The sequence below is a fragment of the Clostridium sp. genome (assembly GCF_051654825.1).
GTDB lineage: Bacteria > Bacillota > Clostridia > Clostridiales > Clostridiaceae > Clostridium.
Window position 1 is genome coordinate 1 of sequence record NZ_JBOFYU010000059.1, and the last position, 13,153, is coordinate 13,153.

6 protein-coding genes are annotated in these 13,153 nt (G+C 29.5%); 4 read left to right on the plus strand and 2 right to left on the minus strand.

Features of this window, described 5'->3' with window-relative positions:
• Positions 1-77: 77 nt before the first annotated feature.
• Positions 78-3,941 carry an SBBP repeat-containing protein gene (locus ACRDBA_RS03710; RefSeq protein ID WP_438571584.1) on the plus strand — a complete coding sequence of 1,288 codons (3,864 nt, stop codon included), beginning with the start codon at positions 78-80 and terminating at the stop codon, positions 3,939-3,941.
• A 104-nt stretch (positions 3,942-4,045) separates the two neighbouring features.
• Here the strand turns inward: ACRDBA_RS03710 and ACRDBA_RS03715 are convergent, their stop codons facing one another.
• Together ACRDBA_RS03715 and ACRDBA_RS03720 are read right to left on the minus strand one after the other, a co-directional pair.
• Positions 4,046-8,056 carry a glycoside hydrolase family 38 C-terminal domain-containing protein gene (locus tag ACRDBA_RS03715; protein WP_438571585.1) on the minus strand — a complete coding sequence of 1,337 codons (4,011 nt, stop codon included), beginning with the start codon at positions 8,054-8,056 and terminating at the stop codon, positions 4,046-4,048.
• A 20-nt stretch (positions 8,057-8,076) separates the two neighbouring features.
• Positions 8,077-9,939: a carbohydrate-binding protein gene (locus ACRDBA_RS03720; RefSeq protein ID WP_438571586.1), complete on the minus strand. Its 1,863-nt coding sequence runs from the start codon at positions 9,937-9,939 to the stop codon at positions 8,077-8,079.
• A gap of 637 nt (positions 9,940-10,576) precedes the next feature.
• Here ACRDBA_RS03720 and ACRDBA_RS03725 point away from each other — a divergent pair.
• The 3 genes from ACRDBA_RS03725 to ACRDBA_RS03735 form a co-directional block, all read left to right on the plus strand.
• A complete protein-coding gene (locus ACRDBA_RS03725; protein WP_438571587.1) occupies positions 10,577-11,614 on the plus strand; it encodes a PTS sugar transporter subunit IIC in 1,038 nt (345 codons plus the stop codon).
• Between the two features lie 34 nt (positions 11,615-11,648).
• Positions 11,649-12,578, plus strand: a complete 930-nt coding sequence (locus ACRDBA_RS03730; RefSeq protein WP_438571588.1) for a 2-dehydropantoate 2-reductase — start codon at positions 11,649-11,651, stop codon at positions 12,576-12,578.
• Positions 12,579-12,729: 151 nt separating this feature from the next.
• Positions 12,730-13,153, plus strand: a 424-nt coding sequence (locus ACRDBA_RS03735; protein WP_438571589.1) for a MarR family winged helix-turn-helix transcriptional regulator, incomplete at its 3' end; no start/stop codon positions are given.

Genomic DNA, 13,153 nt, shown 5'->3' on the forward strand with positions numbered 1-13,153 from the left:
TTCATATATTGTAGTAATAAGTCTACGGAGGTTATTTGTAAAAAATATATAAATATAAAAACTTAGGAGAAATAAATATGGATATTAATGATTTAACTTCTTCAAATTTACAGAATAGATTACAATCTAAAATAAAAGAAATCTATAATATGTATAACGATATTGAAAATACCAATAACGACTTTGCAACTTATTTAAGATTAACTGGAAATATAAATACTGCTTCTTCAGTTGTTGATAGCCAGGGTAATATTATTGTGCTTTCTGTTGAAGAACATCATGAGCCTGGGCCAATGGGTGATACAATAAGTGCTATAGTTTATATTATAAAATACTCTCCAGATGGAAAAAAAGAGCTAAGCAAAATTGAATATGATAGCTTTAAAAAAGGTAGTAATATAGACATTCCCATTTCTATTGACATAGATAGAGATGATAATGTTTATTTATCTGGAATTAGCTTAAAACTTCCAATATCAATGGATAGTGATTTATTATCCTTATTGATACAACTTATTCTACTTTTAGGTTATATTTTAATTTTATTCTTAAAAGATGATTTAGAAGAACTTTCACAAATATTAAAATTGGATTTTATTAGAGCTTGTTTATTAAAATTTGATAGTAAAAATATGTCTAAAGACTCTACTCCAATATATAGCTATTATTTATGTGGAAATGGAGTAAACATGGCAAATTCAGTAGCTGTTTCAAATAATCATGTATGGTTAACAGGATTAACATCCTCAACAGGATCTTTAAAAGAAGAAACAGGAATAACAGCCTATCAAGATGAAAATAAAGGTGATTTTGATGCCTTTGTATGTAAAATTAATAAGGATAATCCAAACCTAGAGTATATAACCTATGTCGGTGGAAAACTTAGAGACATTGGTAATTATATTTCGGTAGATAGTAATGAAAATGTATATGTAACTGGTGTTTGTGACCAAGCAATAAAGGATGAAACTGAAACAGGAACATTTAATGTTACTGAGGATGCCTTTCAAAAGAATTTTGGTGGTGGACCTTCTGATGCATTTGTAATGAAGCTAAAAAGCACTGGAGAAGTTGTTTATTGCAGTTATCTAGGTGGTGCTGATGGAGATTTAGGACAATGTATCACTTCTGACGAATATGGGAATGCCTATGTTATAGGAAATACAGGAGAACACTTCCCTATAAAGGGTGATGTTTTTCAAAAAGATTTTGGGCTTAGAAATAAAGGAGTTTTTGTTTGTAAAATTGACTCTAAGGGTGAGGAACTAGTAGCATCATCCTTTATTGGAGGAAGTTATAGTGAAAGTGCATCCTCAATTAAATATGCTAATAATAATGTTTATCTTTTAGGAAACACAGATTCAAAAGATTTTCCAATGGTTCCTACAACCTATATTCCTGTCTATTTTGGTAATACAGATTTCTTTTTCTGTGCACTTTCTTCTGATTTAAAAACTCTAAAATTCTCATCTTATATGGGCGGAACTAAAACTGAAACCTCTAGAGCTTTAAATATATTAAATGATGGAAGCTTTATAATTACTGGTGAAACCTTCTCCCATGACTTTCCTACAACTCCAGGGGCAGCCCATGAAGAATATAAGAATAATCGTGCTGAAGGCGTAATTTGCAGATGTACTCCAAGGAATTTTGATATAGAGGTCAATATTAATGATCCTATCCTAAAAAGTGAATTATTGAAGCTACTAAAAAAATCTACCACAGATAAAATAACTGAATTTGACCTTCAAACTTTAAGTAGACATGTTAATTTAAATGGAAAGTCTATAAAAAATATTGAAGGGCTACAGCATGCAAAATACCTTTTATCCTTGAAGTTAAGTGATAACGAAATATATGATTTAACCCCAATAGAAAACTTAAAATATTTAAATTTCCTAGATTTAAGAAGTAATAAAATTGATGATATAAGTACTATTTCAAAATTAAAAGATTTATCCTATTTATATATTTCTAATAATAATATATCTGATATAGCCCCTCTTGCTGCTCTTACAAAACTTACTGAGCTTAAGGGTGAAAATAATAAAATCTCCTCAATTGAAGCCATAAGTAAATTATTAAGAGTTAGAACTTTAAAATTTGATGGTAACTCTATAGGAGATTTAACCTATTTAAAAGGGTTAGACTTTTTATCTAACTACTCCTTTTTAAATCAAAAAATCACCAAGTCAATAAGAAAAACCTCCACTGAAAATGCAGTACTATCATTAGATTTCTTAAAGAAAATAAATGGAGAACTTCCACTAATAACAGCTATATCAAATAATGGAACACTTGATATAAATTCTAAAACAATAACCTGGGTAGGTGTAACTGAAAACACTAACCTAACCTTTAATTTTAGTGGATTAACTGATGATAACACTATTGAATATATGAGTGGAAAAGTTACTGTAGAAGTTGAAATTAAAGATACTCTAATTGGAACTCCAATAAGTCCTATAATTTTTTCCACCTATCTTTCCTTTGAAACAATATCCCAACTAGTTTCCTTAGTTAAAGATAAAATGGGTAATTTCTTTGTTCTTTATAATTTATGTACAATGCAAATAGATGAATATAGTAGATTTCCAATTAGCAGAGGAATAGTTATTAAAAAAATTTCATCTGATGGTAAAACTGAATTAGGAAAGAAGATATATTCCCTATTAGATAACGAGTCCACTAAGAATAAACTTCTATCATCAAGCAAAATGGTAATAGATGATAATGGAGATATTTATATATCAGGTACAACTAATTGGAATAGATTTCCTACTACTCATAATACAATAAAACCACACATGTCACTTTTAAAACTTCTAACCTCTGAAACTGAAGGATTTATTATGAAGTTTAGAGGAGCTAATCTTAACACAAATTCCACTCCCCTATTTTCTACTTTCTTTGGTGGAAGTAAAAAAGATGGATGCTCCTCTATTGATATTGATGCTGATAAAAATATTTGGATTGCAGGCACTACCTATTCTAATAACTTTCCAATAACTGAAACAGCTGCCCAACCTAGTTTTGAGGGAATTTTCGGCAGCTTATATGTAGCTAAGCTTAATAATTCCTTAAGCAAAATTGAATATGCAACATTTATTGGTGCTGATAAATCATTAAATAGTCTTGGAGAATTAACTGTAGATTCAAAAGGCAATGCTTATATAACAGGAATGGCTGAATATGTTGTTGCTGAAGAATATAGATATGGTAACTTCATGCCTACTAAACAAGATGAATGGGAGACTACGCCTAAAGCTTATCAAAAGAATTTTGGTAAAGGAGAATCTGATGCTTATATTGTAAAGTTTACTCCTGAAGGTAAGGTTGCTTATTTAACCTATCTTGGTGGAGAAAAAATGGATTTAGGAACAGCAATTGCAGTTGATAATGATGGATGTGCTTATATTACAGGGTACACCAGTGGCGACTTTGTAATTACTGAAAATGCCTATTCAAATATTTATGATGCAAGACGCTCTGCTATTTTTATAAGTAAACTAAGTGAAAATGGAGATAAATTGCTATCTTCAACCTATTTTGGTGGAAGCTATAATAATACTTCAACTGATATTAGTATATTTAAAGATAAAATTTATTTAGTGGGTTCAACAGATTCTCTAGACTTTGAAACCACACAATCAGCTATTGAATCTCAATATAAAAAAGGAAGTCATGGTTTCCTATCAATTTTAGATAAAGACTTAAGTGTTTTAAAATATTCTACCTTTATTGGTGGAAGTTTAACTGATTCAGTTACTCAAGTTTTAGTAGATAGTGATGATATAGTTAATATTGCAGGAATAACTGACTCAAAGGATTTTCCAATTACTAAGGGAGTATTTAGTGAAACTATAAGTAATAACACTCCTGATGCTTATGTTGGTGCTGATGGATTTTTAATGAAACTTCGAATAACTGAAGATAATTAAAAGCATTTGAATCTTTTTTAATTTAATAACATGTATAAAAAATAAGTAGTAAAGCTTGATATGGTTTCACTACTTATTTTTAAATTCTGTATCATATTTTTGTGTTATTTAGTTGTTCTTATATTTAAAGATATTGGTTTTGACTCTTCTCCATTTGAGTATTTAGCTGTTATCTTTATCCCATAAATTGTGTTTGATTTTAATCCTTCAACTATATAGTTTGTAGTTCCTACTGGTACCTTAGTTAATTCTTTACCATCTTTATAAACTACATATTCTACTAATCCAGCTGTGCTAATAGGCTCTAACCATGATACTGTTGCACTATTATTTGTGATTTCTTCTAATTTAAGATTTCTTACTTTACTTACTATTATATCTTCAGGAATTTCTTCACCTTCAGTAATCACCTTAGTTTTGAATTTATTTATAGCTTCTAATAATAAAGTTTTAGCTGTATTTATTTCTTCTTGTGTAGATATTTCTGATTTATAAATATCCATTGTTTTTTCTATACTACTATTTAAATCTTCCTTTGATCCAGTAGGATAATTTCCTTTGTAGCTTCCTTCAGTAGATACTTCTAATAAATAATTAGCTGTATCTATCATTTCTTTAAGGCCTTCCTTTTTACCTGATTCACCTTTTAAAATCTTATCCAATAAACTCTTTTTATTAGTAAAGTTTGCATTGTAATTATCTATATTTTCTTTAGGAACTGGTACTAAGCTTAAAGTTTTTGCCGGCATATTAATCCTTATATCTCTTCCTTCATAGCTTTCTCCATTTTCACCAACCCAAACTATTTCTCCTGTTTCACTTCCTGTATATTTTAAGCTTACTCCATTACCTTCATGATACTTTCCTGATCCACTTCCATCTTTTACTGTAAGTGTATATTCAATATTATCTTCTCTTTTATCATATAAATCTGATGCAACCTTAGATGAATATTCACCGTCAGCTTCCGATGTCATTGAAGCTATAACTAAGCTATCATCCTTAGGTAAAGTTATATTTGTTACACCTTCTGGTATATCAATTTCATATTTAAATAAATAAATTTTATCGTATAACTTATCCCCACTTCTTGGACTATGATAATGAGATGATACAAATCCTATATCACTTTCTTTTACACCATAATAATTTCCAAGACCATATTGATCCCATCCACCAATCATTTCAGTAAAGTTTTGAAGATTTATATTTTTATCCACATCTCCAACCTTAATATTCACAGATTTATCGTTAGTTGTTCCACTTGCTAACATATAAAGCTTCTTTGTTCCCTTTGGAGGCTTAATTACTTGCCCATTTGCCTTAATTGCATTGTTTTGTCCATCTTCTGCAGACCCTAATTTAAAATCTACTCCTCCAGATGTTACTATATTATCCTTTGGCAATAATTCAGCTGGAATAGTATAACCATTAGAAAAGTCTCCATCTCCCTTATTATTATCAAAGCTATATATATCTGCATTATATAAATTATCTAAATCTACAAATTGCTTTCCATCCTTTGAAGCTGATTTTGTATCATTAAGAGTTATTGCAAAAGTTTTTGGTGCATAACTAGTTATATCAAATACAAGCTTTCCATCAACAATTCTAGCAGTATCATCAGTAATTTCTTCTTCTGAACCATTTACTGCTCTAACAGAAGCTATGCCATCCCCCATAGTAAGCTGCACATTTTTTGCTTCTCTTCCAAAGTTCTCATTTACTCTTACTATAATTTCATCTGTCTTTTCAGCCTTCTTTATAGCCTTTATCATAACTTGATTTGTATCTAAATTAGCAAAGGAAAAATCACTTCCAAGCTCACCTTCATGAGAAACTGTTTGGAATACTTGCATAGGTTGATTTAATTTTGCTGCTTCATATTGTGAATTACCATCTCTCCAATCACTTCCATGACCCATTATAGAAAAAGTAAATCTATTTTCACCAAAATCCATAGTGTCATGATGTGATGCTGTAGCCCTTTGATCATAAGCTGTGTGCATTAGAGTTAATCTTAATGTGTTATCTGATGGCTTATCCCATCCATATTTTGAATCATTCATTATAGTTATTCCATAGTCTTTTTCTTTATTAGTAATATCAGCCCATTGTTGTGCTGGAACTTCAAATGAATACTCTGTGTTGTTTCCTCTTTCAATAGTTCCAATTCCTAAATCATAGGTAGCATTGCTATTTTCAACAGTTAATGGGAATTCAGCTTTTAAGAATGATGATGTTTCCGCCCACATAACCTTATTTTCTATATCTACTCTATTTGCTTCTTCTCCTGCATCAAGACTTACTAATTGAGTATATTTAGAACCATTATTACTTCTTTCTATTTCTAGTGAAATTCGTGCAGGTCCATTTTCTATTATTGATATTTTTGCATCTCCTGAAACCACTGATTCTGGTCCTTTATTGATATCATCAAAATCAATTTCCCATATATCATAATTTTTATCTTTGTTTTTAAAGTCCCCAAGAGTCATTGGCTTAGATAACATTTCTTTATTAAATCCTTTATCATATATGCTAGAAATATCACCATTTTCATTTATAGCTACCTTATATCTATTATTTTCTAATGATGATTTAGTTAATGATAATCCTGTTTCTAATTTACACGGCTTATCAGATTCTTTAACGTTATAAACCTTATATCCATTAGCTTCAACATCTGCTAAAAATAATATCTTCACCTTGTTTCCATTTACAGATGAAATTTGTGATGGAACTTCCTTACCATTTGAATCATAAACTTTTATATATTTAGGAGCTTTTTCAAATTCAACAGTAGACTCTACTATTCCTTGTGATTTTTGTGAAACTGAATTTGAAACTACTAAAGGTATTCCTGATTCAACTTGTGTATCTAGTTTAGATGCTACGCCACCTATCGAATCCTTATATACAGATGCAAATTGATTTAAAGATACAAAATAATCATTTATAGCTTCTGTATAAACCCTTTGAATTCCTGTCCCTGTTAAATTATCATGATGAGTATTTGAAAGTACTCTAAGCCATGCTTCCTTTATATTTTCCGAATCATATTTTGTTGTTCCAAGCCAACTAGCTGCCACTGCTGACCTTTCTGTTGCATCTGCTAAAAGTTCATTTTTTCTATTAAGTCTCTTAGATATACTTGAAGCTGTAAAACTTCCTGTTCCATGATACTTCATTTGAAGTTCACCATTATATTCTTTAAGCTTTGCTTTTTCCTCTTCTGTCATTTCATCTGCTATTTGACCTGCATAAGCACTTATAACTTCAACTTTACTATTAGAAGCATCATTTTTATTTACAGCATCATTAACATTTTTAATATCAGAGCTTCTAGGCGCTCCCCCAACATCTCCAACACCATAATATTTCATCTTTCTTCCTGTTTCATCTTCTTCTAAACCATTGTACATATCATTAATAGACTGGGCATAACTCTTGCTATTATAAATATTATCTCCAAAGGAACTTGTATATGGATCTGGATTTACTGATGCCATAATTGATGAGCCATCTACTCCTGTCCACATTCCTAAATCAAATGGTAAATAATTATCTGGTCTCCATACAAGCTTTGAAGATGAAAAACTTGTTAATCCCATATGTGTTGCTATTGTTGGCAATGCATAAGAAAATCCAAAGCAATCTGGAAGAAATAAATCACTGCTTTTCTTTCCAAACTCCTCTTCAAAGAAAGAGTTGCCATATAAAATATTTCTCATCATAGTTTCTGGAGCCACTACATTTACATCTCCATTTTCCCAAACTGATCCTGTTGGATACCATCTTCCCTCATCTATATATTTTTTTAACTCATTATATAACTCTGGATAATACTCCTTAGCTAAAGCATATCTAAATGCTCCTTCAAAATTAAATACATAGTTTTCATACTTCTCAAACATAGCAAAATTATCTCTTAATGTACTTGGTAAATAACTTTTAATAGTTTGATCTAAATCCCAATTCCATACTGTATCTAAATGGGCATTTGAAACTGCATATAGTTTTGGTTTTTCAGAAGCAAAAACAGGTACAATATGTGAAGAAGACATAAATGCAACTATAGATGCTAAAGCTACTAATTTTTTTACTCTTTTCATAAATTCTCTCCCCCTATACCCTAATTTTCTTTAACTTCTGTAAAAATAATATTATCTATATTAGCAACATTTTTATGCTCTTTAGTTGTATATCCACGTAAAACTACATATATATCATTTGTTCCAGTAATTACTTTATTTAATTCAGCCTTAGCTTCTTTGTACGTAGTCCAATTATCAGCTGTATTTGGAAGGTCAACTACGCCTATAACTTCTCCATCCTTTGAACCTAATCTTATTTCTGCTCTTGAATTTTTTGGACATACTTTAGAATTATTAGCATAACGAATAGTTATTTCATTTGCTCCATTTCCTTCAAATTTAACTCCTTCAAAGCCTATATAAGAAAAATCTGAAGTTCCTGTTATATTTCTAATTGCTGTTCCACCAATATTTGTAGTTTCAACCTTTAATGTAAATCCTGAATTGCTGTCCATTGATTCTACTTCAAGATTTTCATAAGCATTTCTATTTCCTGAAAATCTATCATTTAATGCATCATACTCTTCCCTTGCTTTAACTAAAACATCATAGTTACTTACTAAATCCTTTTGAGCTCTAGTTAACTTATCATATTCTGTTTCTGCATTAACTATTTTAGCTAATGAATCTCCATCATATTTTACTTCTCCAATATTACTTATTAAATTAACTACTAATTCTGCTTTAGATTCATCGCCTTCTTGTCCAAAATACATATTATCTAAGTTAGCTATATATGGGTTACTACTAGTAGTAGTCCCCTTCATAACTACATATATATCCTGCATACCCGTTACTACCTTATCCAGTTTAACCTTTGTTTTATCATAGCTAGTCCAATCTCCACCTGTTGGAGGTATTCCTACATTTCCTATTAACTCACCATTTACTCCACCAAGCCTTATTTCTAATTTTGCATCAGCTGCACATCTATTTGAATTATTAGCATAGGTTACTATTATTGAATTAGCTCCTATTCCATCAAAATTCACATTTTTATATGACATCCAAGCTCCATCATAAGTTCCACCTATATTAGTAATTACACTACCATCTATTAAAGTAGTATTTTCAACTTTAAGACCTTTACCTGAATCAGTAGTTTTTCTTTCAAACTCTACTGTATTATAGGCGTCCATAAAGTTTTCATTTTCAATTATTAACTTATCATAATCCTCTCTTGCTTTAACTAAAACTTTATAATTACTAACTTGTGACTTTTGATTATCATTTAACTTCTTATAAGCGTCTTCTGCTAAGACTATTTTGTTTAATGCTTCTTCTGTATAAGTTACCTCACCTATATCATCAATTAAATCTATTACATTTTTTACAGCTTCATCATTAATTACTTCATCAAAATAGAAATAATCTAAATTAGCTATATATGGCCTAGAGCTAGTAGTGCTTCCTTTCATAACTATATAAATATTGTGACTACCTGTAACTTCCTTATTAAGCTTTGCCTTAACAGTTTTATAAATTGACCAATTTCCTCCTGTTGGTGGTATATCAACTTCTCCAACTATTTCACCATCAATAGAATCAAGTCTTACTTCTAATTTTGAATCAGCTGCACATCGACCTTCATTATTTGCGTATCTTACGTTAATAGCATCTACTCCTTGGTCTGAGAAATTAATATTTTCATATGATAACCAAGCATCCTTATAAGTTCCCCCAATATTAGTTATTTTTTCATTTTCAGATGTAGTGCTATTTTCAACCTTTAATGATCCACCTGAGCTACTTGAAAAACTTTCAAATTCAACCCTCTTACTTTCTTTTACATTATCAGTATTATTTTCTTCATATCTAACATCAATTTCAGCTTGTACTGAATTAATAGTAGGTACTAATAAAGCAGCACACAATAAAGTAATAATAAACCCTCTTTTCAAAGCCATTTCCCCCTTAAATCTTAATAAATGTCCCTTAAGAATATGTTAATTTGAAATAAAAATCTTTGATAGCTATATATTTTCCTCTGTAAAAGGAAAACACATTATTTATGTTATATTACTTCCATTAAATTCTAATTAACTCTATGTAAGGAATACTGCACTGCTACAGTATATTTTTGCTAAATAATTATCAAAGAAACCTGCCTTAATTAACTAAAAATATCAAACTCATATATGTAATATTTTACATTTCCTTTACAAAAATAAATAATTAACTTTCTTCTCCATCTAGAAAATATTATGTTGCGGATATGAATCATTGAGTGATTCAGCTCTTTCCTATACATCTTTTAAGGAATTACAGGAAATAATATTTATTAAAAATTATCACTATATTTCTTAATATTTTATAATCTATACCTATAAACCATATGATAGTTTGACAAAAAAATAACTTTTTTGTCGAAAATGGATTGATTTTTTCTATATATCTATGATATATTTTATTCATGTTGTTTGTACATACAAATGAAAATATTAATATAGCTAAAAATACTATATTAAATCGCTAGCAAAATTATAGTATTTAAATCAAAGCTTACATTGAATAAGTTATACGAAGGAGAATTAAATAATGGAAAAAGAAAATTTCCTACTTAAGGACTATGTTAACAAAGTTTTAGCAGGTACTGCTACTGGTATAGTAGTTGGATTAATACCTAATGCTATCTTAGGATCATTTTTAAAAGGACATTTAGGAACATCAATACTTATTGATAACTTATACTACGCTGCATGTATATTGCAATATTTAGTGCCTGTTATCATCGGTGTTTTAGTTGCACTACAATTTAAATTAGATGCTATGAGAGCAGTAGTAGTTGGTGCAACAGTATTTTTAGCATCAGGAGCATATGCTGTTGTTGATGGTTCAGTGAAAATGGTTGGTATTGGTGATTTAATAAACATAATGTTAGTTTCTGGACTAGCTGTGTTTATAATTAGACTTATTGGAAACAAGTTAGGTTCATTAACACTTTTATTACTACCTATTATTGTTGGAGTCGGTGTAGGAACTATAGGTATGTTTATGTTACCTTATACAAAGTCTATAACATCTTTCATAGGTACTATTCTTAATAATTTTGTAACTCTTCAACCATTATTAATGTGTATTTTAATCAGTATTGCTTTTGCTATATTAATTATTTCGCCTATATCTACAGTTGCCGTTGGTGTTGCAATTGGACTTACTGGATTAGGAGCTGGAGCAGCTGCAGTTGGTGTAACAGCATGTACAGCTGTATTAGTTTTTGGATCAATAAAAGCTAACAATAAAAGCGGTGTTACTTTATCAGTATTACTTGGAGCAATGAAAATGCTAATGCCTAATTTCCTTGCTAATCCAATTATGATGATTCCAATAGTATTAAACGGTATTATCACAGGAATTGGTGCATATGCCTTAAATATTTTAGGTACACCTGACAGTGCAGGTTTTGGAATTGTTGGTTTAACTGGACCTTTAGCAGCTATTAATGCTTCTGGATCAGCCGTACCAGCTATAATAGCATTCTTTATTATACCTTTTGTAGGTGCAATAATACTTGATGTAATATTTAGAAAAATATTAAATGTATACAATGAAAATATATTCTGTTTTGCAAGTTAGTAAAATTTATATTTATAACGAGGGGATGAATTAGATGAAAATTTCAATTATTGGTGCAGGGGCTATGGGCTCAAGATTCGGTTATATGTTAAGTAAAGCTGGAAATGATGTTTTATTAGTTGATAATTGGCAAGCTCATGTAGATGCAATTAATAAAGATGGATTAAAGCTTAATGAAGATGGTGTAGATAAATTTATTAAAATACCTGCTGTATTACCAGAGCAAGCTACTGAAATACCAGATTTAGTTATTTTATTTACAAAATCTATGGGCTTAGAGCCAATGCTTAAATCTATAAAAACTATATTAGGTGAAAATACAAAAGTATTATGCCTATTAAACGGATTAGGACATACTGAAACTATTTCTAAATACATAGATAGAAAAAATATTTTTGTAGGTGTTACATTATGGACAGCTGGATTACTAGGACCTGGATATGTAAAACTATCAGGAGATGGTAATATCGAGATTCAAAATATTGATCCAACTATGGTAGTTGCAGGTAAAGAAATTTGTGAAACATTAAGCAATGCAGGATTAAAAGCTGAATACAGTGAAAATGTTGTATTCTCAATTTGGAGAAAAGCTTGTGTAAATGGTACTTTAAACAGTTGTTGTACAATCCTAGATTGTAATATAAAAGAATTTGGTGAATTAAAAGAAGCACCAACTCTTATTCGTAGCATAATTAGAGAGTTTTCAGATGTTGCAAATTTATACGATGTTGAGTTAGACATTGAAGATGTTGCAAAGGGGATTGAAAAAATTTATGACCCAACTCAAGCAGGTCAACATTATCCATCAATGCATCAAGATTTAATACAAAATCGCCGTCATACAGAAATAGATTATATTAATGGATTTGTTTCAAAAAAGGGTAAGGAATTTAATATAAATACTTATTATAATGATTTACTTACAACTCTTATTCATACAAAAGAACAATTATTAATAGGTTAATTATATACTAAAGATAATCTTTTTAATTTAAGATTATCTTTATTTTTTTGCAATAATATATGTTAATTTGATTATAAATATATCATATAATACTATAAATTTAGTATTATATGATATATAATAATCCTAATTAATAAAAAAGGAGATATATATGTTAGAAAAAGAATTTTGTGAATGCTTGTTTTTTACAGCAAATAGATTAAATAAAATAGTATCTCAAATTGCAGAAGAAGAGTTAAGTCAAATTAATATGTCACCTACTTACGTTTATATTCTTCTAGGTGTAAATTTTAAAAATGGAATAACACAAAAGGAATTAAGTAAAGAGCTACATTTAAAACCATCTACAATAACAAGACATATAGATAAATTAGTTTACAATGGTTTAGTAGAAAGAAAGATGGATGGAAAGTTATCTAGAGTATATTTAACTAAATCAGGTGAAGAAATTCAGGAAAAAATACATAAAGCAAGAATCAAGCTACATAATAGATATAAAGAAATACTAGGAGTGGATGCGTATAAAAATATCCTTGAGTTAACAAATTCATCTGCTAAAATTTTCGAAGATAATT